Below are 24,545 nucleotides of genomic sequence, written 5' to 3' on the forward strand. Positions count from 1 at the left end.
TTGAAGGAAAAAATTACTGTTAGGGGTGCCAAAGAGCATAATTTAAAAAATGTTAATGTTGATATTCCAAGAAATAGTTTGGTAGTGATATCTGGGAAGAGTGGTTCTGGTAAGTCGTCTTTGGCTTTTGATACAATTTTTGCAGAAGGTCAGAGAAGGTATATGGAATCTGTGTCGTCTTATGCAAGACAATTTTTGGGAATAATGAAGAAACCCAACGTTGAATATATAGGAGGACTCTCTCCTGCTATTTCAATTGAACAGAGGACAATAAGCAGTAATCCAAGGTCAACTGTTGGTACAATTACTGAAATTTATGATTATTATAGATTGTTATTTGCAAAAATTGGTAAGCCATATTGTCCAAAAGATGGAAGTTTGATTGAGGAGCAATCTTTAGATAATATGATTAATACTGTTTTAAGCTATGCTGAGGGATCTAAGGTTATATTATTTGCTCCTATTGTTATGGGTGCCAAGGGTACTCATAAAAAAGAGCTTGAGAGGATATTGAATCAAGGGTTTAATAGAGTAAGAGTGGACTTTCAAGATTATTTGATAGAAGATGCTGTTAATTTGAGTTTAGATAAAAATAAGAAACATAATATTGAAATTATAGTAGACCGAATAAAATTGAGTAGTGATGTAAGGATTAGGCTTTCAGAATCTATTGAGACTGCTTTATCGGTTTCTAATGGGTATTTACGTGTTGAGATTGAAAATGATTTAGAAAAAATAGATAAAATCTTTACAGAGCATAATAGTTGTCCTTTGTGTGGGTTTTCTCTTCCTGCAATAGAACCGAGGCTTTTTTCATTTAATAGTCCATTTGGAGCTTGTAATGAATGTTCTGGTCTTGGTGTTACACTTGACTTTGATTTTGAAAAAATTTGTCCTAATTTGAAGCTTTCTTTTAATGATGATGCATTTATTACTTTTAAACCCAGTTCATCTTGGGCTTTAGCTATTTTTAAGGGACTTGCTAAGCATTATGGTTTCAGTTTAGATACTCCTATAGCAGATATTCCTGAAGATATTCTTAGAAAGATTTTATATGGCGCTAATGAAAAGATAGATTTTATCTATAAGTCTAAGGAAATGGGGAGTAAAGACATAGATGGTGGTTTTTATTATTCTAAAGAATTTGAGGGTCTTATTCCTCTTTTAAAGAGGCGTTATCTTGCAACTGAATCTGAGAGTGCTAGATTCTTTTATGAGGGTTTAATGTCTCGCAGAATTTGTAATTCTTGCAAAGGTAAGCGGTTAAGCCTTGGAGCTTTATCTGTTAAATTGGGCGGCAAAGATATTCAAGAACTTAGTAATCTTTCTGTTATAGATTCTTATTCGTTTTTTGAGAAGATTGAACTTGATGAGCTTAGGACAAAAATTTCTAAAGAAATTTTAAAAGAAATTAAGAGCAGGCTGAAATTTTTAATTGATGTTGGACTTTCTTATTTATATTTAGATAGAATGTCTGGAACCCTTTCAGGAGGAGAGGCTCAACGAATTAGACTTGCTACTCAAATAGGTTCAGCTCTTGCTGGGGTTCTTTATGTACTTGATGAGCCTAGTATTGGATTGCACCAAAGAGATAATGAGAAATTAATAAGTACACTTGTTAATTTGAAAGAACTTGGCAATACGGTAATTGTTGTAGAGCATGATGAGCAAACTTTACGTACTGCTGACTATATTATCGATGTTGGGCCTGGAGCTGGGATTTATGGTGGAGAGATAGTTGCTAAGGGAACCTTATCTGATATTTTAAGTAATGAGAATAGTTTGACTGGTAAGTATTTAAGCGGCCAACTTAAAATAGAAGTTCCAAAAACAAGACGTAAGGCAGGAAAAGCTGAAATTGTACTTTTGAATGCTAATAAAAATAATTTAAAGAATATTAATGTGCGCATTCCTTTGGGAGTTTTTACTGTAATAACGGGAGTTTCTGGTAGTGGAAAGAGCACCCTTCTTAATGAGGTATTATATCCTGCTCTTGATAGTAGGTTAAAATCCAATACAAGTTATTTTGATGGTTTTGAGGATATCATTGGGTATGATCAAATTGATAAGGTTATTCAGATAAACCAAAAACCGATAGGCAAGACCCCAAGATCAAATCCTGCAACTTATGTTGGATTTTTTACAGAGATTAGAGAACTATTTGCAAAGCTCCCAGAGTCTAAAGCAAGGGGATTTAAGGCAGGTAGATTTTCTTTTAATGTTAAGGGCGGACGTTGTGAAAAATGTCAGGGTGATGGGTATTTAAATATTCAGATGCATTTTTTACCTGATGTTTTTGTTCCTTGTGATTTGTGTAAGGGTAAAAAATTTAATGAAGAAACCTTGGAGATTAGATATAAGGGGAAAAATATTTATGATGTTTTAGAAATGAGTGTTATTGAAGCTAAAGATTTTTTTGAAAATATTCCAAAGGTTAATCATTATTTAAACATTTTAAAAGAAGTGGGACTTGAATATATTAAATTAGGTCAAGCATCGACAACCCTTTCAGGAGGAGAGGCTCAGCGGATCAAATTGGCTTTTGAGCTTGGCAAGAGGAGTACAGGAAAGACTTTTTATATTATTGATGAACCAACAACAGGTTTGCATTTCGATGATATAAGAAAATTGTTAGAGGTATTGCAATTGCTTGTTCAAAATGGAAATACTGTAGTTCTTATAGAACATAATTTAGATGTGATTAAACAGGCGGATTATATAATAGACTTAGGTCCTGAGGGTGGGGTATCTGGAGGAAATATTGTTGTATCTGGAACTCCTGAAGAGGTTTCAAAATGCAAAAGTTCCTATACGGGAATGTTTTTAAAAACTCTTTTGTAATATTATTTTTAGTAAGTATTTTTAATTACTTGATTTTATTTGCTCAAGATATTAATGATAAGAAAAATCTTGATGTTAAGAAAGCTTTAACTTTAATGCAAAAAGCTAATTTAAAAGAACTTGAACTTTCAAGTGATGAAGATTTGCAAAAATGGGCGTTAAAAGAAGGTATTCAAGAGAAAGATGCCTCTAGGATAAAGGCATTACTCTTGGAAAAATTTGGTATATCTCCTGATCTTTTTTCAAAAGATGGCAAAGATGTAGGCAGATATAAAATAATTATTGAGAGTACGGATAATCTTGAGAATTTTACTTATGAGATTACTGGTGATGAAACTATCATATTTAAAGGTAGGGTTAGTCTTGTTATTGAAGATATTAAAGATAATAAAAAGCATAACATTAAGGGTGATAAAATTATTTTTAATAAAAAGACTAAGAAACTTTTTTCTAGTGGAAATGTCGATTATAAGTTTGATTTAAATGCTAGTGAAAAATTATATTTTTATGGCAGTGAATTATTTATTGATTTCGATTCTCAGAATTTTCTTCTCAAAAATGGAATTGTTCAAAAGAAAATGCATAGAAATTTAGTTGATCATATTGTTTCATTTGGGGGAAAAGTTTTAAGAAGATTAGATAATGATGCAAATATATTAGAAAAAGCTTTTATTACAAGTAGTAAAATCCCAGAACCTTATTATTCTATTAGAGCTTCTAAGATATGGATTTTGCCATCTGGGGATTTTGGTATTCTAAATGCTGTGTTTTATATAGGAAGAGTTCCTATATTCTATATTCCATTCTTTTTTAAACCAGGTGATAGTTTGTTTTTTAATCCGTCTTTAGGATATTCTTCAAGGAAAGGTCTTACTCTTTTTAATACTGTTTATTTACTTGGGAAAAAATCTGTTGATATTGATAAGGTTTCTTTTTTAGATTTTGACTTTCATTCAATATACAATGCAGATAAGAAATCTTATATTAGAAATGGCTATTTAACTTATTTCTTTGCAGAAGATGTTGTCTCTAGGGTTAATAAAGACTATGTTAAATTGATCTTTGATATTTATTCTAATTTGGGATTTTATTCAGGCATTGATTTTGATGTAGGTAGCACTTTAGATGTTTTTAAAACTTTTAAAGGTAGTTTTGGCATAGGTTTGACAAGGACTTTATATAAACATCTCTCCGGTGTCTACCGTCCTTTTAAGAGTAATAGTATTAATTACTCTCTTTTTAGTTTTGATAATATAAATAAGGGTGACATATTTGGATTTGAGGTTCCCTTTAGATATTTGTTTACATACAAGTCTGAATTTTCAATCAGTGATGCACTTTTTTCAGTGGTTTTTGAGCATTATTCAGATCCTTATGTGATTATTGACTTTAAAGATAGATTAGAGAGTGCTACATTTTTTTCCGTTTTGAGTCCTCAAAAGGAGTTATCAGAAACAGAAAAGATGATAAAGACATTTGATTGGAATTTATCTTCTTTTTATAATCGGACTTTTCATAATAATTTTCTTGTTGATTATAGATTAAATAATCTTGGATTTACTTTTAAATTGGCAAATTATGATAATATTTTTGGCAAAACTCCTAAAAGTATTCAGGATCCAACTAGGAAATGGTTTTATTTGGAGAGAATTTACCTGCCTTATATTGATTTAAATTTTAAAAGAGATCTTTATAATAACAGTTGGACTTCATTTTCTGATTCTAAGGATAAAGAAATAATTATGGTGCCTAAGATCAAAAATGTTGGGGATGATGTTGAGGATGGCAAAGATAAAAGTAATGCCAAAAAACTTGAAGAACAAAAAGATTTGACTAAAGATTTATATTTATCTCCTAAGCCAATTGTCTTTAATGATCTTAATAGGCCAGATTCTTTTTATATAAGATTTGGCATTAATCCTTATTTTAAAAATAGTATATTTTTTGATGATTCTAAATTTAAGTCTCCTCAAGAGTTTAAATATGATGTCAAGACTTATTTGTTTGATATTAAAAATAAAATGAATTTAAACTTGCATGCTGATTTTTATAATCGACTTATTACTTTTGAAGATGTTTTGTCTCTTAATACTGTTGAATATAATCCTTTAGATAAAGATTATAATCTAGTCGATAAAGACAAGAAGAGCGAGTATTCAGTTATTAATAAAATTAATTTAGATTTGTTGCCTTTCATGATGTATCCTGCTTTTTCTCGGAGTAGTATTAAGTTTGAAAATAAAATTACTCTTTATTCATTTGACAAAAAGTATGATAGAGATTCTAAAATGTTAAATGGCAAGAGTAATACCGTTTTTTGGAAAAGCCCTGAAACTTTTTATCAAGAAGTTAATTTAGGCTTGACTTATGACTATAGATTTTTTACTACTAGTCTTTCAAGTATATTGAAGAGTACTTTTGAGAGTATATATGCTTCTTCTGAGCTTAAGTTTGCAGTGGAATTTCCTTATTTATTACAAGAAGTAGGTGTTGGAATTAAATATGATAAAAAATTTAAGGAAGAAGAGCAGAAGTCTTTTTTTGAAAAGACAGCTATTAATTTAGAACCTTTAAAACCCATGTCTACTTATAAAAATCTGGAGATGAATCCTGCTTTGTATTATAAGCTAGAGCCTAGATATTTAGATTATTTAAAATTTGTATTTCTAGCAGCTTATGATCCTTTAATTAATAGGGTGTCTGAACTTTCATTTAAGGTTAATGCTTATGACTTTAAATGTGAATTTGCGATGAAAAACGATTTTGAGTATAACTATGATAAGCTGATTGGCGATTTTGCGAAGGTAGGATCTACAACCAAGCTTATTCCGTATTCTTTAAGTGCTCAGTATAAAAAAGATTTATATGAATTTAAATTTTCTGATGAAAAATTTTCAATTGGACTAGGAATAGATTCTGGGTGGAGAATGAATTTACAAAAATTTGTCGATAATGAACTTTGGGTTGAATTTATTTTTAAAGTTAAATATACTGAATTTTTTGAATTGAACTTTTCAACTCGTTCTATTAATACAAAAACTTTTAGATACTTTGGAGGATACATGGAGCAGCTTGATCTTGAAGCGGTTAATTTTTTTGCGGATCTGTTTAAATCATTTAATTTCTTTAATATTCAGGATAGAAAGGATTCATTATTTAAAATTAAGAAAATTAGTACGAGCTTTAAATTTAATTTTTATGATTGGAAATTTGTCGGAGAGTATAGTTTAAGTCCAGATATTTTAAAGGATAATAGTGGTAGGTATTCTTCTATTTGGAGAAATAATTTTTCAATTTTTATTTCTTGGAATTTCTTCGAACCTATTAAGTCATCATTTGAAAGTAATGCAAGTACTAAGTATGAACTTTTAGTTAACCGTAAATCTGAGAAATAATAAAAAATTTTCTAGATTTAATGGTACTGGCTAATGTCTATTAGAAGAAGATGGCTTGGTAGATTTAAACTTTGTTACGTTTTTGGGATTCTTGATATCAAAGATGTCAATGTGTTGCCAGTTTATTTTGATGATTTCGTTACTGATATTTGTATATTTAATGCAAATGTATTCGTTTGTTGCCTTAATATTGTCTACAATGTATTAAGCATGGAATTTTATTATCTTAAAGCTTGTTTTGTATTCTTGTGTAAGATTTTGTAGTATGAAAGACTATGGTCAGTATTATGAATATTTATATTTTGTGGCCTGCATATGTTTTGTTTGCATAAGTATTATTTTACCTTTTATGGAAGCCAAGATCCGCAATATTATTGTCTCCTGATATTAATGATATTTGTCCTCCTTTTTTTTCAAAAACATGTCTTAATTTGGTCACATTTTGAATTAATTTGATAGTATTTTTGTTTAATTTTTTATTGTAAAATCCTTTAGACCAATAATCAATTACGAGTTTGCTATCTCCAAATATGCTTTTTGTGTCTTCTTGTAATGCTATTTTGAGTGCAATATATAATCCCAAAAGTTCGCCATAATTGTTGCTAATTCCGTCAAAGTCTTTGACATAATAATTACTGTAATCATTAATTAGACTTTGGTCTATTATCTTGTTTAGTATAGATATTCCCTTTTCATTAACAACTCTAATTTCTACTCCTTTGCCCCTTCCAGTCCCGGAGTCGAAGTATATTCCTGTTGGATAGATATCCGCCTTTCCATCTCTTGAGAGCCAATTTTTTGCTTCTTCTCTTGTTTTAAAGCTTTTTATTTTATTGTTTTGTCCTATGATTTTATTTTTGCATTCTTCCCAAGATGTAAAGATAAATTTTTCATTTTTATTGTTTAGTATGCATGCATAGTATTTTTTCATGTTGAATTAACTCCCTAAGCACCACGCATTAATTATATTGCAAGGTCTGCCAAATCTTTTTTCGTTTGAGCTTTTTATTTCTATTGAATCTTTTATTTCTCTATTATACCCGATAAATTTTTCTCTAAGAGTTGGTTTAATAACTCTTTTTGGTAACATGCTGGGAAATATTCCTGATATTGTATATGACATATAAAAATCGTAAGCAGCTGCGTTTATCTCTCCAGGAGTCACTACACCAGATACTTCATAGTTTCTTGAGACATCAAGACCAGCTATTCTGTATGCCCGATCAACTACTAATGAACAGTAAGTTTTATGGTGAATCTCTTCAAGATTAATTGAATCACTCCACATGTTAGAGGATAACAGAGGCACTATATACCCGAAATTATTGTCAACATATCTGTTTCTGGCAAAATTTATTGCTTTTTGAATAGTTCTTTTATCTGTTATGGGTGAGAATATTTTTAGTATTCTTGATTGTACATAAGTTGTGAGTTTTTCATAGCCTGAGCCTTGAACAGATGCTGTGTCAAATTTGATTTGATTACTTGTGATGACTGATTTTATATCGAAACTGTCTTCTCCTTTAAATACAATTTTTTTTGTATTGTCATATTTTTCAGCATCAAATATTCCTGTGTGTTGCCAAAAATAGAAAAAGTCAATCCAATCTATTTTTGGTTTTATTAATAGTATGTCTCCATGTGATAAGATGGATCTTAGTTTTTGCGGTGTTATTTCTATTCCTGTTTCTGGATCTATGATATTGGGAATTAAGCTGTAGTTATTTCTTGAATAATATAAATCATTGTATTCATCAGCAATTGTTTGTTTTTGTAGTATTTCTGTTATTTTGTTATTTTCAATTTGTAGATGAAGCATGAATTTTTTGAAGTATTGTTTATTTTTAATTTTTAATAATTGATTTGCTATTATGTGAGGAGATATGTATTCTATTCCGTTTATTATATCTTTATTGATAGCATGATTGGTTATGCTTTCTTGGGGGAAAAAAGAATTAGTGTTTTCAAAAGGTATATATCCCATATTTTTTTCATAAAATATTTGTTCTAATGATACTAAGATTTCTTTTTCTAAATGCATTTGTGATTCTGATAACTCTGTAAAACTTTTATTAACCGAATTTGGTTGAATTTTATCAGATTTTTTTCTAAAACTTGTATCAACTTTAATGATTAAATATCCATTTACATTGCTTTGTTCAAGAAATTTGTGCCATTCTTGTAAATCGTTTAGATGATTTTGATAAGCTAATAGATAGTTTTTTATTTCTTCTATTTTTTGAGGGCTTATTTTTAAATCTATTGCTAGTGTTTTTAGTAAATGGGGAGATCCTGTGTGTTCTAATATTGTGTTTATTAGATGTGAGGGTATGTGATATTTGATATATGTCATATTGGTTACGAGGGCATGATTGGGTGGATAATGATGGGTTAAAAAAATAGTATTGGAACCATTACTTTTGTGATCGCTCTTACCAAATAAAGAGCAGGAACATATTAGGTAGAGGCCTATTAGATTGCATATATGTGTAAGATGTTGCATGTCAATATTTTATCATACTTATAATGAGTGTTATGTTCGTTTGTTTTTAATAGGTTTTAATTATGTTGATTTTTTGCCATTTAAGTTTTAGTATATTAATTGAATATGAATTAAATTAGAATTAACTAAATTTGAAACTAAATTTGAAATTTTTTAAACTTTTTTATAAAAAAAAGGGGGTGTTTGTTATGCAGTGTTTAAAACCAATAAATGTATTTTCAGAAATAGGTCGTTTAAAAAAAGTGTTGCTACATAGGCCAGGGGAAGAATTGGAAAATCTGACTCCGTCAATAATGAAAAGATTATTGTTTGATGATATTCCTTATCTTGAGGTGGCAATACAAGAACATGATGCTTTTGCGGATATTTTAAGAAGTAATGGGGTTGAGGTTGTTTATATTGAGGATTTAATTAGTGAAACTATTTCTAAATGTGATAGTGTTAAAGAAAAATTTATATCTCAATTTATTCTTGAAGCAGGGATTAGGACTGAAAATAAGACTAAAGCTTTGAAAGATTATTTTTATAATATGTCTGTTAAGGACATGATTTTAAAGATGATAGCTGGGGTTACAAGGGATGATCTTAAAAATTATAAATCTGATTCTCTAAACTATTTAGTAAATAGTGAATATCCTTTAATTGTTGATCCTATGCCCAATATACTCTTTACAAGGGATCCTTTTGCGAGTGTGGGTAATGGTGTAACAATAAATAGGATGCAAACTAAGACTAGACGTAGGGAAACAATATTTGCAGAATATATTTTTAAATATCATCCTATTTACAAAGACAATGTTTCCATATGGTATACTAGAGATGAAGATACTACGCTGGAAGGTGGAGATGAATTAGTTTTAAGTCGGGATGTTTTAGCCATTGGTGTTTCTGAGAGAACTGAGGCTGAATCTGTTGAAAAAATAGCTCGCAAACTTTTTGAACAAAAAACATCTTTTGGTACTATTTTAGCTTTTCAAATTCCACAAAGTAGGGCTTATATGCATCTAGATACGGTTTTTACTCAAATAGATCATACTACTTTTACAAGTTTTACCAGTGACGATATGAAATTTACAATTTATGCTTTAACTTATGATTTGGCTTCTGGGAGTATTAAAGTTAAAAGTGAAAAAGCTAAACTGGAGGATATTTTAGGTTTCTACCTTGGATGTAAGATTAGTATAATAAGGTGCGCTGGAGGAGATTTGATTCATGGTGCGAGAGAACAGTGGAATGATGGTGCTAATACTTTAGCAATAGCGCCTGGAGAAGTCATAGTTTATTCTAGAAATCATGTAACTAATAAATTACTTGAAGAATTTGGAATTAAAGTTTATAGAATGCCTTCTAGTGAGCTTTCACGAGGAAGGGGAGGCCCAAGATGTATGTCCATGCCTTTAATAAGGGAAGATATTTAGTTTAACGGAGGATATATTTATGTATAATTTACAAGACGATTTACGAAATAAAAGTTTTTTAAGGCTTTTAGATTTTACCCAAAAGGATATTAGATATTTGCTTGATTTGTCTCATAGCTTAAAAAAAGCTAAGTATTCAGGAATTGAAGAACAAAAACTTAAGAGAAAAAATATAGTTATAATTTTTGAGAAGGACTCAACAAGAACAAGATGTGCGTTTGAGGTTGCTGCTTATGATCAAGGAGCTCATGTTACTTATTTGGGACCAACGGGTAGTCAAATAGGTAAGAAAGAATCAATAGCTGATACTGCAAGGGTATTAGGAAGAATGTATGATGCTATTGAATTTAGAGGATTTTCTCAAGAAGCAGTTGAGGATTTGGCTAAGTATTCTAATGTTCCTGTTTATAATGGATTAACAGATGTTGCTCATCCAACACAAGTACTTGCCGATTTTATGACTATTGAAGAGCATAAGGGATGTTTGGCAAATATAAAGATGGTATTTTGTGGAGATGGTAGAAATAATGTTGCTAATTCTTTAATGGAAGGATGCGCTATTATGGGCATGGATTTTAGAATATTTGCTCCAAGAGAACTTTTCCCAGACCCAGAATTGGTAACCAAGGTAAAAGCGATAGCTGATAAGAGTGGAGGCAGTATTACTATTTCTAGTTCTATTGAGGAGGCAGTTAGGGATGTTGATGTGATTTATACTGATGTTTGGGTATCCATGGGTGAGACTAATTGGGATGAAAGAATCAAACTGTTAAGACCATATCAAGTTAATAGTAAACTTATGAAATTGGCAAAGGAAGATGCAATATTTATGCATTGTTTACCGGCTTTTCATGATTTAAATACGGTCCTTGGTAAGGAAATATTTGATAAGTATGGGCTTGAAGGTGTTGAGGTTACGCATGATGTTTTTGAAAGTGATCGATCTGTTGTATTTGATGAGGCTGAGAATAGATTGCACACTATTAAGGCTGTAATGGTTGGGACTTTGGGATAATTAGTTATAAATTTAGATTGAGAAAATGAAGGATGTATTAGGAGAGATATGATGGTTAAAAAGAATAAAATGCCAAGTAGTTTTACAATAATATTTTCTTTAGTAGTGTTTATGACTATATTGACTTATGTAATTCCTGCAGGTGAATTTTCTAAAGAGATGAAAGAAGTTAATGGGAATTTACGAGAAGTTGTTGTGGCTGGAACTTATCATGCAGTAGAAAGACCTTCTCGGGGATTTTTAGATGGTATTTTTACTGTTTTAACAGCAATGGCTAAAGGGATGGAGCATGCTGTTGAGGTTATTGTATTTGTTTTAATTGTTGGTGGAGCTTATGGTGTAATTTTAGGAACCGGTGCGGTTGATGCAGGGATAGCTGCAGCAATTAAGAAAATGGGAAATAAGGATAAACTTTTGATACCATTAATGATGTTTATTTTCTCTATAGGAGGAACTACAACAGGTATGTATGAAGAGACACTTCCATTTTATCTTATTATGATCCCACTAGTAATAGCTTTAGGCTATGATAGTATTGTGGCTGTTGCAATTATTGGATTGGGGGCTGGTGTGGGAACTATGGCATCTACTATTAATCCATTTTCTACGGGGATAGCAGCAGCGATAGCTGGTATTGAAATAAAGGAAGGTTTTTATTTTCGTCTTATTTTATATATAGTGTCTGTATTTGTAGCTATAGTGTATGTATTGATATATGCGATTAGGGTGAAGGATGATCCTAAGAGATCTATAGTGTATGGGCAAAGGGAAGAACATTATAATGTATTTGTTAAAGGTAGGATGGGAGGTAAGGGCGATAGTATGCCGGAATTTACGAATAGACGAAAGATGGTGTTGCTGTTATATGGAGTAATGCTTGTATTTTTAATATATAGTATTTTGGAGCTTGGTTGGTGGATGCAAGAGATGACTATGTTATATCTTGGTACAGCAATGTTATCAGCGTTTATATGTAAGATGAGCGAGTTACAGATGTGGGAAACATTTGTAGAGGGAGCTAAAGATATGATGACAGCAGCGCTTATTATAGGTATGGCTCGGGGTGTGATGATAGTAGCTGATGAGGGAATGATTACAGGGACGATGTTAAATGCAGCATCAGAATTTTTGTATGGCGTACCTAAAGGTATGTTCGTAGTATTAAACGAGCTTGTACAGATGTGTATAGGGGTTGTTGTGCCCTCATCATCAGGACATGCAAGTTTAACTATGTCAATGATGGCACCATTGGCTGATTTTCTAGATATGCCAAGGTCGTCAGTTGTATTGGGTATGCAAACAGCATCAGGTTTAGTTAATTTATTGACCCCAACAAGTGGAGTTATAATGGCTGTATTGGGTATAGCAAGGATCAGTTATGGTAGTTGGTTTAAATTTGTAATGCCAATATTTGTGATTGAATGTGTAATATGTATTTTAGTGATAATGGCAAATGTGTATTTATAATTTAGGAGATATGTATGAGTAAAAGAATTGTAGTAAGTCTTGGGGGAAATGCGTTAGAAGGTGGGGAAAGTACATTTTGTGATCAGTTAACAAAGATAGAGAGTAGTGTGTGTGAGATAGTAGATCTGATAGAGTATGGTTATGAAATAATTATCACTCATGGTAATGGCCCGCAAGTAGGTAGGATTTTGCTAGAGAATGAGATGTGTCAAGAGACACCATTAGCACCGCTTGATGTATGTGTTGGTATGAGTCAAGGGATGATAGGGTATTATATTGAGCAAGCACTTAGAAATGAGATGTATAAGCGAGGAATTAGACGGGGAGTAGCAGTAGTGCTGACGCAAGTTTTGGTAGATAAGGAAGATGAGTGTTTTAGAAAACCTAGCAAACCTATTGGACCATTTTATGATAAGGTAAGGGCAGAGGAGCTTGAGAATAAGGGATATACTTTAAGAGAAGATAGTGGGAGGGGTTATAGGCGGGTGGTAGCATCACCAAGGCCAATCGAGATTATAGAAATTGAAGAGATAAGTGAGTTAATGAACAGAGGATGTATAGTTATTGCGTGTGGAGGAGGGGGTATACCTGTTATAAGAGATGAGAAAGGAATTATTAAAGGAGTAAGTGGAGTCATTGATAAGGATTTTGCATCATCTAGATTAGGGCAAGATATAGGGGCAGATAAGTTATTGATAATTACTGCTGTTGATCGGGTAGCGTTAAATTTTGGAAAGAGAGATGAAATTTTACTTGAGAAGGTAAGTATTGTTGATTTAGCGAGATATATAGGAGAAGGACATTTTGCAGCAGGATCTATGTTGCCTAAAATAGAGGCAAGTATTGAATTTGTAAAGTCCAGAGAAGGTAGGGGAGCAATTATTACATCATTGGGTAAAGTTATTAAAGGAATTAATGGGATGGAAGGAACAATGATAACTGGATAGGGAATATAATAGCTAGATCAGAAGTGCTTGTACTTATATAGAGACATAGAGAAGATAGAATAGATTAGTAATTGGGATATTGAATTTAATAGAGTCAAAGTAAAATACCTACTAATAGTAGATGTAAAAGTATATTTATGTTATTTCTTTATGATTGTGCTTATTTGTTAATAGTGCCATCATGTTTTGTTAAGTATTAATGGGGTTTCAAATGAAGAAAGATAGTATTTCAAGTTATATGATTAAAGTTTTCTTTATGTTGGTATATGGGAAACACATATTTATTATATTTTTTATTATGGCTTTATCATGCAGTAAGGAGAGTCGCAAAGAACTTATGTCATTTAAAATCTGTTGGGGTGCAGAACCTAAATCAATAGATCCTCAACTTGCTGAAGATGTGCTCGGATTTAACATTGTTATTCAGATGTTTAGTGGCATAATGGATGTTGATGCACAAACTGGGGGATATAAGGCAGGGTTAGCTAAATCTTGGGATATATCTGCAGATGGACTTGTATACACATTTCACTTAAGAGAAGGGTTGGTTTGGAGCGATGGTGTTAGTATTACAGCTGAGGGCATTAGAAAATCTTACCTTAGAATCTTAGATAAAGAAACGGTTGCTCCTTTTGTTAGCATGCTTAAGTCCACAATAAAGAATGCGGATGCTTACTTTGAGGGTAAGGTATCTGAAACTGAACTTGGTATTAGAGCTATAGATGATAAGACGCTAGAGATAACTTTGAATAATCCAAAACCTTATTTCCTTGATATGTTGGTACACCAATCATTTAGACCAGTCCCAGTGCATACTATTGAAAAGTATGGACAAAAGTGGACAAGTCCTGAAAACATGGTTGTCAGTGGTGCGTTTAAATTATATAAAAGAGTGCCAAATGATAAACTAGTACTTGTAAAGAACGATAAGTACTATGATGCTGTTCAGGTTGAACTAGATGAACTAGTATTTTATACAGTAAATAATAGTTCATCTTCTTATCGCATGTATGAAAATGATGAAATTGATATGCTTACAGCTGGAGCGATTCCACCTGAAGCAATAAAGGAAATTAAATTTAGAAGCGATTATTATACATTTCCTCTTATGGCTCTTTATTACTTGACATTTAACACTACTCTTAAACCGTTAGATAATGTTAAAGTCAGAGAATCCTTAACGCTTGCTATTGACAGAAAAACATTAACAAGTAAGGTTGTAGACAATGGGAGCATTGCTACAAGAAAAGTCAGTCCTACTTTTAACAATTATTCTTATGGTAAAGAATTAACATTCTTTGATCCCCATAGGGCAAAAAAATTACTAGCTGAAGCTGGTTATCCTGGTGGTGTGGGTTTTCCTATTCTTAAGTTAAAATACAATACAAGCGAAAGTCATAAAAAGATCTGTGAATTTATTCAACATCAGTGGTCAAAGATTTTAAATATTAATGTGGAACTTGAAAATGAAGAATGGACAACCTATTTAGCAAGTAAAGGAATAGGAAAGTATGAGATCGCAAGAGCCAGTTGGGGAGGACATTATGCAGATCCATTAGCTTTCTTGAGTTTTTTGCAAAAAGAATTTTCACATTTTAGTTCGTATAAATACTTTAATGAGGGATATGATGATCTTATTGCTCAATCTGATCTTGAACAAGATCCAATTAGAAGGCAAGATATTTTAAGAAAAGCCGAAGCAATAATAATAGAGAAAGACTTCCCTATTGCTCCAATATATAGATATGCAGGAAATTATCTGTTTAGAAATGATAAATGGACCGGATGGCAACCCAATTCTACAGAAAGATTTGTTTTCTATAAGCTTAGAAGAATTAAATAACAAAAAACCCTCAATGAGAGCTAGAGTGATCCATAATTATTTTTTTTATTTCTTGATTAAATAGTATAAGCATTGCAATAGGCAGTATGTTTGCGATGTAATTTAATAGCCAATTTATTGTGTATAAGTTAAAATAGTAAGATACGATACCGATGGATGTAATGATGATCATTCCTTTGAGTAAGTTTACAGAATAAGAATTAATCACGTTTTTATAGATATAATAAACTAAGATGCTGATTAGACTTACATCTAATACTCTAGAGAAAATATCTTTTATTTGATTTATACTACCCATATCTATCATAAGCATTTTTATTTAATTTTTATAATATTGTTTTACTATACACAGTATATTGAATATATTCATAGTTATATATATATTTTAATACAAGTTAATGTTAATTTAAATTTATTTTTTGTTTATGGGTAAAAAAAGAAAAGATTATAGCTTTAATATTTGATTTTGATGACACTTTAATTTATGGTAATATGCAACAGGTGCTTTTTGATGAGTATAATGTTGATGCTAGATTATTTTGGGATGAAGTTGAGAATTTATTTATTACGTATAACAAGAATTATTGTAATCTCATTGCTAATGAGATGATATATTTGTCACATTTTTTAACATATGTGAGAGAAGGTATTTTCAAAGGATTAAATAATAAGGTATTGTTTGAATTGGGGTCGAAATTAAAATTTTTTGAAGGTGTGATTGATTTGTTTAAAGAAATAAATGAAATGAATAGGAGTTTAAAGGAATCAGATACAGTAATAAATATTTATATTGTGTCGAGTGGTTTTAGGCAGATGATTTTGGGGAGTAGCATAGCCCCTTATGTTACTAAAGTGTGGGCATGTGAATTTATAGATACATACCTTATGCCTTATTATCAGAATTTAGATAATAAATTTTCAGAAAATAGTATTTTAAGTAGCGTATGTTATTTCGTGGATCATACAATAAAAACCCGGGTAATTTTTGAGCTAAATAAGGGATCTTATGATAAAATTAATGAGAGGATTCCAAAAAGTAGAAGAGAGATTCCTTTCAAGAATATGTTTTATATTGCAGATGGTTTTAATGATATTCCAGCCTTTGAAATTTTGAATAACAATTTAAATCATTATAAAAATACATTAACGGTTTATTATGGGAATGATGAGAATGCTAAGAGGTTGGTTAAAGAGAGAAGGGTAGGGGATTTGGCTGAAGCCAATTATCATAAGGGAACTAAGTTATATAATTGGATAATGGAAAAAATTCATTTAAGTATATGAATTGCTTTCAAATTTTGATAAATATTTTTGAGTTTACGTGTTGGCGCTGCTTTTAAGTAAATTTAGTAATAATTAAAATTCAAATATATTAAGGGGGATTGAGATGTCTTTAGAGCTAAAACCAACTGATAGGTTAAAGTTTGTTAAACTTCAATCTGTTTTTTATATTATAGCTTTGATTATAATGTTAATTGCTATTTTAAAAATAGCACAAACAGTATTTAAACCTTTAGCTATTGCGGTGGTTCTTGGATTTTTGGTATATCCCATTTATACGTTTTTTAAGAAACTCAAGATACCAAGGGTTTTAATAGTTTTTGTGATTTTTTTTGTTCTTTTTTCATTTTCTTATTTAGTGTTTAGTTTTGTTTATTATAGTGTTACAATTTTAATTGAGCAATTGCCTTATTATCAAAGACAATTAATTTTTATTATGGTAGATATTCTTGAAAAATATAAGTTAGATAGTGCTATTATTAGCAATATAGATTTTTCTAAATATATATATCCTTTTTTAACACGGATATCTAATGAGATTATTGGATTTGCAAGTAGTTTGGTAGTGTTATTTTTATTGTTGTATTTTCTATTATCAGAAATACATATTTTTGACATAAAGGTTAAGAATGCTTTTAAAGAGTCTGTTTCAAGTATGTTTATTGAGGCTTTAAGTACGATAAATAATCAAATTAGTAAATATTTGGGGATAAAGGTCTTTGTTAGTTTTCTGACAGGGTTTTTAGTGTTTATAGGTTTGAAGTTATTTGGGCAAGATTTTCCTCGTGTATGGGCCGTGCTTACATTTGTGTTCAATTTTATTCCAAGTATAGGTTCAATATTAGCAGTTTTTTTTATTGTGATAGCCGCTTTAGTGCAGTTTTATCCTAATTTAGATTTGGTGCTTTATATATTTATATATAATACTTTTGTTCAAATGTTGATTGGGAATATTCTTGAACCTAAGATGCAAGGGCATAGGCTTGATCTCTCTCCTTTTTTACTGCTTTGTTTTCTTTTCTTTTGGGGATGGCTTTGGGGTATAGTGGGACTTTTAATAGCCTATCCTTTTACAGTTATTATAAAAGTAATAGTAGATAATATAGAATGTTTAAAACCTTTTTCTGTGTTTTTAAGTGGTTCAAAGATCTTAAGTGTTGATAATGTAGAGAGCAAGGAGAGTTAAATTTGCAGAAGAGAGTTATGCTTACAGGAGACAGGCCTACAGGTTTTCTTCATTTAGGACATTATGTTGGTTCTATTGTTAATAGATTAAAGTATCAGGAAGAATATGAGACTTATATTATTATAGCAGATTTGCATACTCTTACTACAAAGCCAGATTTAAAGAGCATTAGTGAAATACCTGTTAATGTTAGAGAAATGGTTTTGGATTATCTAGCTTGTGGAATTAACCCTGAAAAAGTTAATATCTATTTGCAATCAGCTATACCTGAGCTTTTAGAGTTAAATTTAATACTCTCAATGATTGTTATGGTTAATCGTTTGCAAAGGATTCCTAGTATAAAGGACATGAGTGTTGCAGCTGGACTATCTGAGGTTCCTTATGGACTTTTAGGTTATCCTGTTCTTATGAGTGCAGATATTTTAATGGCAAAGGCTAATTTAGTTCCAGTTGGACGTGATAATGAGTCCCATGTTGAACTTGCAAGAGAACTTGCAAGGAGATTCAATTATCTTTATGGAGATAATTTTTTTCCAATTCCTGAAGCTATCTTTACAGATTCTCAGGCTCTTGTGGGAATTGATGGTAAGACTAAGATGAGCAAGAGTCTTGGTAATGCAATATTTTTAAGTGATGATGAGAAATCATTGCACAAGAAGGTTATGTCTATGTTTACAGATCCAAAAAGGGTAAGAGCAGATATACCAGGAGAAGTTGATGGCAATCCTGTTTTTATTTATCATGATTTTTTTAATAGTAATCTTGATGAGCTTTGTGAGCTTAAGACTAGATATAAAAAAGGTACAATTGGAGATGTTGAAGTTAAAGAGAAACTTTTCAAGGTTTTAAATCAATTTTTAATGCCAATTAGAGAGAGAAGAGAATTTTTGAAAGCCAAAAAGGGTTATATTGATGAAGTGATATTTGAAGGTACAAATAAAACCAGAAAAGTTGCAGTAGAAGTTATAAGAAATGCTAAAAATTTAATGGGCATATCAAAGACGTGGAATGGAGTTAGGAGGAATGTAGAGAAGATTTTAAAAAGTAATTTAAATACGTAATTTATTGTAAACTTAATTATGATAAATCAGGTTGTTTGAGTTTTGTCATAATTAAGTTTATGTTAGTGAGTTGGCAGTGTGTATTAAATGTTTATGAAAATCTAAAAGGTCATATAGTAAGGCATTATATTCAGATTTGACCTCGCTTAGTACTCGAAATATTGGTTCTGTTTTTGAGCCCCGCATCCATAAACTTGCAATTATTTCATATTTGTTATTTTTAAATAAAACTTTAAGACCCCCTGAAGAATCACCTGTTCTATAGATGTTTTGTTTGATACCTTCATAATTGATAATTTCATAATTATGGATTGGTAATTTGTGCAAGACTGTATTATTGTTGAACTCTTTTTTTAATAATTTTTCGTAGTTGGATTTAAGTATTTCTTGATTTTCTACATTTATTTTAAGCATGGCTTTTTCTGATGATACTTCTACATTGCTATAAAAATTTATTGTCTTTAATATATCATCGATAGTATAGTGTTCGTTGTATGAATTATTAGATAGTTCACACCATATTTTGTAAATATTTTTGATTTTAAGCAGTTTTATGATACTAAAGAGTGTTGCTAGTGGGTCCCTTACTTTTGAGGGGTATGTGATATTTCCTCCATTTGATCCTTCTCCCAAAATTTTTACTATTAATCCTTTATTCCGTAAAAGGTCAGCCATTTCTGTTAAGTTGGCCTCACCGACTTCAACTCTGTAAACTTTTGTATTAAATAGCATGGCTATTTTTTCGATGTTTAGTGATGTTGCATCATTAACAACGACAGCCAAATTGTCTTTAATGCCTGCATGGTAAAGATAGCTAAGCTCTGAGAGTACTGAGAGTGCAAATATTTTTTGTGGTTCAATCATGGTTGCTTGTCCTTTTTTAAAAATTGCAACCAAATTGCCCCTGTCTCCATCACAGTCAGGGACATATCCTAATTGAAAAGAATTGTCTTGCTTGAATTTTTGTTCTAATATTTGTTTGCACATATTTAGAGATGATCCTTCGGGAGTCATTCCGTGCTTAAAGATTCCAATTTCAGTGTTATGAAGTTCCAATTTTATTCTTAAAGATTCAATCATTTCTCTATCAATTGAGTTGATGCGAGAACTACCATTCATCTCACCTATTATTCCTATGGGTTCTTTTATGATATTTTCTTTTAGTATGTTAATATTTTCTTGCCTATGTTTGTCTGGATAAATTATTTGCTGCATTAGTGACTTATATGAGTTATAAGATTGTGTTTTATGTTTATCTTGTGAAGTGATAATTACTTCATATGTTTTTAAGTGCAGAGCATTGTTATTGAAATTTTGTAAGTTTGTTATTAAATTATTTATTAAATTTTCATTTTCAATATTGGATCTGATTTGATATATTATTTTTTTTATTTCATTTGAATTGAGAACACCCCCATCATTTAATCCAGTTTTGATGCCATTATATCCTTTAGGATTATGGCTGGCAGAAATGTATATAAAGCCTTTTGAATTTTGACTTTCTTTTGTATAAGCTAGGATTTCTGGTATTGGAAGTATTCCAAAAAAATTTACACTGTCATTGTTTAATATTAGTGTCTTAATTACAATCTCTGAGATTATATTTCCAGTTGATCTTGAGTCTAAGCCAACATTTATGTATTCTTTTGGTTTATCTTTAAAATAATTTGATATTATAAGGGTTATAAGAGCAACCAATATTTTATCGTCATCATTTATTTCATGGTCTGTTGAATTTTCATCTTTTGATTTTGCAAATATTTTTCTAAATCCTGAAGGAGAAAGTATCATTGTATTAATGGCATTTTTTAAGTTTGTTATGTTTAATATATAATTATTTAGCATATTTTTCTCCTCATTAGGTTTTAATATTTACCTTTATTGTAGTAGCATAATTATAGTAACATAATCTATTATAAGAAGCATTACTTATTATATTTCTTGTAATATGTTACTATTGTTTACCTTATACTTAAAATGAGGTTTTTAGTATGTGCGAAGTAATAGATAAAATTTTTTCTAAAAAAATGCTTGATATGCTTAATATGCATAAACTTAAAGCTTTAAGCAAGTCTTTTAAAAATTTTCCTAATGAGAATCATAGCAGTATTTTAAGTCTTGTTGATAATTCTGTTAAATTAAAATTTAAAAAAAAACTTGTTGAACATAATTTGAAGAAATATATTGATGATTTTACAAAATTTTTATTTTCATCAGAAGGCGATTTTTATGTTTTCACTGGTGATGAGCTTGAAAGACTAGGTTTATCGCTTTATCCTTATCTTTCATTTGGTATTTTAAATGGAGGCTCTGCAACTAGTTATTTTGATGTACTTAAAAATAATGATTTTAATGAGGATTTATATCTTTTATATGCAAATAAAATATTTCAAGCTAAGGAGTCTTTTGGGCATTTGCCAAAGGGAATAATACCCGCATATCTTAACAAAGATGGTAGTTATGGATTTTCATTTTTAGCATTAAAAATCCGACACCTTCTAATGCTTTCTAAGAGATATTGTGAGCTTTATGGTAAGAGTATTAAGCCTTCAATTTTTCAAATGACAAGTTTTAAAACTTATGAATTAATTTCTAATTTTTTAGATAATATTTTTGATGATAATTTGATTAAGGATTTAAATTGTTGTGGTTTGCAAAAGACAGATATTTTTACAGCTATTCAGCCGTTGGTTTATTGCTATAAGAAATTAAATGATGGTCAATATGAGTATTTTACCTATGACGATAGTGGCGAGGAAACTCTTTTGGCTTTACCTGCTGGCCATGGTCAAAGTTTTAAAGTTTTAAAAGATATTTATTTTAAACTTTATAATTCCGGGAAAAGATTTGCATATATTGGTAATGTTGATAATATTGGTTTTACTGTCAACTTAAAGACTCTTGCCATAATGGCTATAATGAACAGTTCCGCTGGCTTTGAATTTAGTGTTAAAACCTCACTAGATACAAAGGGGGGAGTTTTAGTTTTAGATGATGATAATTCATTAACATGTGTTGATATTGGTAGTGCTATTTCTAAAGAAACTGTACTAAAAGCTGAATGTAGTGGGAATAAGATTTTGTTTAATTGTGCTACAGGCCTTTTTAATTTAGAATATTTGATAGAAAATATAGGTAGAATAATATCAGATATGCCTATAAGGATTGTTGAACAGGATAAAGAGTTTGGTAAATATACTGCAATTGAGCAAATAACCTGGGAAGTTGTAAGGATGGTAGATAATCCGTTGATTTTTGAGGTTAATAGAGAGGATAGGTTTCTGCCTGCAAAATTGTTTGTTGATACGCTTATTATGAGTAATTACATGAATGATAAATTTTCAGATGACCTTTTTGATATTGCTAAATATTTAAATAATGCTCTTAATAATGCGTTGAAGAATAAATATGATTTGGTATTTAGGAGAGGTAAATGGGATGTTTAGATTTATATTATTTGGATTTTTATTTTCGAGTTTGGTTTTACTAGGAGCTATCCCTGGAATAGATTATGATTATTTTGAAAATGATAAATTTGATCTTGTAAATATTGATGAATTTTTAGGAAGAGTTGACTTTAAAAGTATTTTGAGAAAACGTTGTTTGTTTATTGGAATTAGGAATGTTGCCAATCCTAGTGCTGTGCAAGCACTTAGTAGAGATGAACTTAATAAAATAAGAGAAAAGATAAATCCATTAGGAATTATTTTATTTAGGGAAAATTTCAAGGATGCTCAACAAACTAGAGAGTTGATTGAAGAGGTAAAGAGATATCTTGGTTCTGACATTTTGATTGCTGTTGATGAAGAAGGAGGACTGGTTAGTAGAGCTAGTGAGAATAAAAAATTGGGTGTTTATAATTTTCCTGCCATGGAATCTGTTGGTAGGACCGAAGATGTTCAGCTTGCATATAAGATTGGTGAAATTCTTGGAAAACAGCTTAGACGTCTTGGCATTAATTTAAATATGGCACCTGTAGCAGATACTAAATTTGCTCCCGATAGTCCTTTAGGTAGCAGAACTTTTGGGTATTCGTCTTATAATATTGGTCTTATGGTAGAGGCATTTATTGATGGGATACAAAGGGAAGGTGTTTTTGCTGTGGTTAAACACTTTCCTGGACTTGGAGGCACGAAAGTAGATACTCATAAAGATCTGGCCTTATTGCCTTATAGTAAAAATTTTTTGATGGTAAATAATTTTGTACCATTTCTTTTGGGAAGGAAGCAAAATTTATTATGCTTGGGCATGTATTGGTGCCCAAGATTTCTGGAGATGTAAGTAGTATGTCAAAAGATATTGTGGGTATTATAAGGCATAATCTGAATATTTTTAGTATTATAATGACAGATGCATATGATATGGGGGCAATTGTGAATAATTTTAGTTTAGAGAATGCAATTAATAAAGCTTTAAGTTCAGGTGTTGATGTTGTGCTTATTCCAGAGGGCTTTAGGACTAATGCAAGGGAATGAATTTTTATTGAGTTTTTCTTTTAAAGAATGTTCATTGAGAAATAGCTATTGTCTATATTGCCAGGAGAAGGGAGAGCAGAGCCTTTTCTTTTGAAATCATCTATATAATTAACTATTTACTGTAGCATAATCCCCCATCTTAAAACATCTTCTATAATGCTTTTTGCAATTTTTTAGTTTTATTAGCACCGAAAAGATTAAATAGTAGATCATGATTCGGTGATGTAATAATTGCTATTAAGTGGAGTAATTGATAAAGTCTTTGAGACATCTGGATTAAGGCATATATTAACTTTGTAAAGCTTAGAGAAATTGGTACTTTTCCTGGCTACTCTTTCATCTTTTATAATAGGTATATCTTTTTATTTATACATTTCTGTTCATAACTAACTTATCTACTTCAATTCATATGAGCTCCTCTAAAAGTTATAGAGGTAAAAATGGTTATGGAGGAACAATGATAACTAGATAGGGAATGTAATAGCTAGATCAATTAAGAAATACTCACGTAGAGAAGAAGAGAATGTAGAGAAGATAGAGCATAGATTAGTAATTGGAATATTAAGTTTAATAGCAACAAAAGGTAAAGCAGGGAAAAGGAAAGCAGAGATATTGTGACCAGTAATAATGGCTGCTCTAAGAGATATGGGCAATTGAGTTCCTATTAGGATATTAATAATGAAAGAATGTATATGTAATTGATATTTCAATATGTAAAGAGAGATAGATAAAGTAAAATAGACATTCGAGAATAAAGTTGGATTGTGAGGATAAAAGTGAATGGGAATGATATTAAAATCAATCCATTCATTGTAAGTCATGGTTATTCCAATGAAAGCGTAATATTTATAATGTTGATTATAAGGAGTTAAATTTATATAATTATGTTGAATGATGCCGATTTGTAGTGGTTTTGTATTTGCAAGGTTTTCATTATTGAATTTTTCACTCCAGGCGTGGGTATGTATTATTAATAAGTGTAGTGGTATAAGTATTAATTTTTTCATTGTGTGTATAAAAAATTGTAACATGTTATTGTCAAATAAGAAATAAAAGGGTATTTTTATGTTTTATATTGCATTCATCAATTTTATACTATTAGCAACTAAACTA

The 24,545-nt window shown here is 30.5% G+C and carries 15 protein-coding genes and 2 pseudogenes; 12 read left to right on the forward strand and 5 right to left on the reverse strand.

Annotated features, from left to right (window positions below):
- Nucleotides 1-2,841 (forward strand): excinuclease ABC subunit UvrA, encoded by a 2,841-nt coding sequence (uvrA, locus tag bhYOR_RS04285; protein WP_025434152.1) that lies wholly within the window; start codon nucleotides 1-3, stop codon nucleotides 2,839-2,841.
- Nucleotides 2,796-6,236, forward strand: coding sequence for an LPS-assembly protein LptD (locus bhYOR_RS04290; RefSeq protein ID WP_038452355.1), 3,441 nt, complete (start codon nucleotides 2,796-2,798; stop codon nucleotides 6,234-6,236). Before uvrA ends, bhYOR_RS04290 begins: the two co-directional genes overlap by 46 nt.
- Before the next feature lie 340 nt (nucleotides 6,237-6,576).
- Here bhYOR_RS04290 and bhYOR_RS04295 read toward each other — a convergent pair whose 3' ends face one another.
- Both bhYOR_RS04295 and bhYOR_RS04300 read right to left on the reverse strand, forming a co-directional pair.
- On the reverse strand, nucleotides 6,577-7,167 hold the full coding sequence (locus bhYOR_RS04295) for a ribonuclease H family protein (protein ID WP_025400141.1): 591 nt from the start codon (nucleotides 7,165-7,167) through the stop codon (nucleotides 6,577-6,579).
- Between the two features lie 6 nt (nucleotides 7,168-7,173).
- Nucleotides 7,174-8,739: a hypothetical protein gene (locus bhYOR_RS04300; RefSeq protein ID WP_025400142.1), complete on the reverse strand. Its 1,566-nt coding sequence runs from the start codon at nucleotides 8,737-8,739 to the stop codon at nucleotides 7,174-7,176.
- Between the two features lie 188 nt (nucleotides 8,740-8,927).
- Between bhYOR_RS04300 and arcA the strand changes: the two genes are divergently transcribed.
- The 5 genes from arcA (at nucleotide 8,928) to bhYOR_RS04325 (ending at nucleotide 15,429) form a co-directional block, all read left to right on the forward strand.
- Nucleotides 8,928-10,157 (forward strand): arginine deiminase, encoded by a 1,230-nt coding sequence (gene arcA / locus bhYOR_RS04305; RefSeq protein WP_025400143.1) that lies wholly within the window; start codon nucleotides 8,928-8,930, stop codon nucleotides 10,155-10,157.
- Between the two features lie 19 nt (nucleotides 10,158-10,176).
- Complete coding sequence (gene argF, locus bhYOR_RS04310; protein WP_025400144.1) at nucleotides 10,177-11,172, forward strand: ornithine carbamoyltransferase; 996 nt, start codon at nucleotides 10,177-10,179, stop codon at nucleotides 11,170-11,172.
- Between the two features lie 51 nt (nucleotides 11,173-11,223).
- Entirely contained in the window at nucleotides 11,224-12,639 is a 1,416-nt protein-coding gene (locus bhYOR_RS04315; protein WP_025400145.1) for a YfcC family protein, read from the forward strand.
- A 14-nt stretch (nucleotides 12,640-12,653) separates the two neighbouring features.
- Nucleotides 12,654-13,586: a carbamate kinase gene (gene arcC / locus bhYOR_RS04320; RefSeq protein ID WP_025400146.1), complete on the forward strand. Its 933-nt coding sequence runs from the start codon at nucleotides 12,654-12,656 to the stop codon at nucleotides 13,584-13,586.
- Between the two features lie 256 nt (nucleotides 13,587-13,842).
- Complete coding sequence (locus bhYOR_RS04325) at nucleotides 13,843-15,429, forward strand: peptide ABC transporter substrate-binding protein (RefSeq protein WP_025400147.1); 1,587 nt, start codon at nucleotides 13,843-13,845, stop codon at nucleotides 15,427-15,429.
- A 31-nt stretch (nucleotides 15,430-15,460) separates the two neighbouring features.
- On the opposite strand, the pseudogene bhYOR_RS04330 reads toward bhYOR_RS04325, so the two are convergent.
- Nucleotides 15,461-15,736: pseudogene (locus bhYOR_RS04330) on the reverse strand (diadenylate cyclase CdaA); the annotation flags it as partial.
- A 107-nt stretch (nucleotides 15,737-15,843) separates the two neighbouring features.
- Here bhYOR_RS04330 and bhYOR_RS04335 point away from each other — a divergent pair.
- The 3 genes from bhYOR_RS04335 (at nucleotide 15,844) to trpS (ending at nucleotide 18,957) form a co-directional block, all read left to right on the forward strand.
- Nucleotides 15,844-16,713, forward strand: a complete 870-nt coding sequence (locus bhYOR_RS04335) for an HAD family hydrolase (RefSeq protein ID WP_247088259.1) — start codon at nucleotides 15,844-15,846, stop codon at nucleotides 16,711-16,713.
- A 103-nt stretch (nucleotides 16,714-16,816) separates the two neighbouring features.
- Nucleotides 16,817-17,896: an AI-2E family transporter gene (locus bhYOR_RS04340; protein WP_025399366.1), complete on the forward strand. Its 1,080-nt coding sequence runs from the start codon at nucleotides 16,817-16,819 to the stop codon at nucleotides 17,894-17,896.
- A 2-nt stretch (nucleotides 17,897-17,898) separates the two neighbouring features.
- Nucleotides 17,899-18,957: a tryptophan--tRNA ligase gene (trpS, locus tag bhYOR_RS04345; protein WP_025433943.1), complete on the forward strand. Its 1,059-nt coding sequence runs from the start codon at nucleotides 17,899-17,901 to the stop codon at nucleotides 18,955-18,957.
- Between the two features lie 57 nt (nucleotides 18,958-19,014).
- On the opposite strand, the gene bhYOR_RS04350 is transcribed toward trpS, so the two are convergent.
- Nucleotides 19,015-20,802, reverse strand: coding sequence for a phosphoglucomutase (locus tag bhYOR_RS04350; RefSeq protein ID WP_025399364.1), 1,788 nt, complete (start codon nucleotides 20,800-20,802; stop codon nucleotides 19,015-19,017).
- A 146-nt stretch (nucleotides 20,803-20,948) separates the two neighbouring features.
- Between bhYOR_RS04350 and bhYOR_RS04355 the strand changes: the two genes are divergently transcribed.
- Complete coding sequence (locus bhYOR_RS04355) at nucleotides 20,949-22,403, forward strand: UTP--glucose-1-phosphate uridylyltransferase (protein ID WP_025433942.1); 1,455 nt, start codon at nucleotides 20,949-20,951, stop codon at nucleotides 22,401-22,403.
- A pseudogene (locus bhYOR_RS04360) lies at nucleotides 22,396-23,432 on the forward strand (glycoside hydrolase family 3 N-terminal domain-containing protein). Before bhYOR_RS04355 ends, bhYOR_RS04360 begins: the two are co-directional and overlap by 8 nt.
- A 464-nt stretch (nucleotides 23,433-23,896) precedes the next feature.
- On the opposite strand, the gene bhYOR_RS04365 reads toward bhYOR_RS04360, so the two are convergent.
- Nucleotides 23,897-24,439: a hypothetical protein gene (locus bhYOR_RS04365; RefSeq protein WP_086936044.1), complete on the reverse strand. Its 543-nt coding sequence runs from the start codon at nucleotides 24,437-24,439 to the stop codon at nucleotides 23,897-23,899.
- Between the last annotated feature and the right edge of the window lie 106 nt (nucleotides 24,440-24,545).

Source organism: Borrelia nietonii YOR (assembly GCF_023035795.1).
Classification (GTDB): Bacteria; Spirochaetota; Spirochaetia; order Borreliales; family Borreliaceae; genus Borrelia; species Borrelia hermsii.

Excerpts from the sequence above, each read along its gene's own strand:
- arcA (WP_025400143.1), top strand. The coding sequence starts at position 8,928 with ATGCAGTGTTTAAAACCAATAAATGTATTTTCAGAAATAGGTCGTTTA.
- argF (WP_025400144.1), top strand. The coding sequence starts at position 10,177 with ATGTATAATTTACAAGACGATTTACGAAATAAAAGTTTTTTAAGGCTT.
- arcC (WP_025400146.1), top strand. The coding sequence starts at position 12,654 with ATGAGTAAAAGAATTGTAGTAAGTCTTGGGGGAAATGCGTTAGAAGGT.
- bhYOR_RS04365 (WP_086936044.1), bottom strand. The coding sequence starts at position 24,439 with ATGAAAAAATTAATACTTATACCACTACACTTATTAATAATACATACC.
- bhYOR_RS04300 (WP_025400142.1), bottom strand. The coding sequence starts at position 8,739 with ATGCAACATCTTACACATATATGCAATCTAATAGGCCTCTACCTAATA.
- bhYOR_RS04340 (WP_025399366.1), top strand. The coding sequence starts at position 16,817 with ATGTCTTTAGAGCTAAAACCAACTGATAGGTTAAAGTTTGTTAAACTT.
- bhYOR_RS04350 (WP_025399364.1), bottom strand. The coding sequence starts at position 20,802 with ATGCTAAATAATTATATATTAAACATAACAAACTTAAAAAATGCCATT.
- bhYOR_RS04325 (WP_025400147.1), top strand. The coding sequence starts at position 13,843 with ATGTTGGTATATGGGAAACACATATTTATTATATTTTTTATTATGGCT.
- bhYOR_RS04290 (WP_038452355.1), top strand. The coding sequence starts at position 2,796 with ATGCAAAAGTTCCTATACGGGAATGTTTTTAAAAACTCTTTTGTAATA.
- bhYOR_RS04315 (WP_025400145.1), top strand. The coding sequence starts at position 11,224 with ATGGTTAAAAAGAATAAAATGCCAAGTAGTTTTACAATAATATTTTCT.
- bhYOR_RS04355 (WP_025433942.1), top strand. The coding sequence starts at position 20,949 with ATGTGCGAAGTAATAGATAAAATTTTTTCTAAAAAAATGCTTGATATG.
- bhYOR_RS04295 (WP_025400141.1), bottom strand. The coding sequence starts at position 7,167 with ATGAAAAAATACTATGCATGCATACTAAACAATAAAAATGAAAAATTT.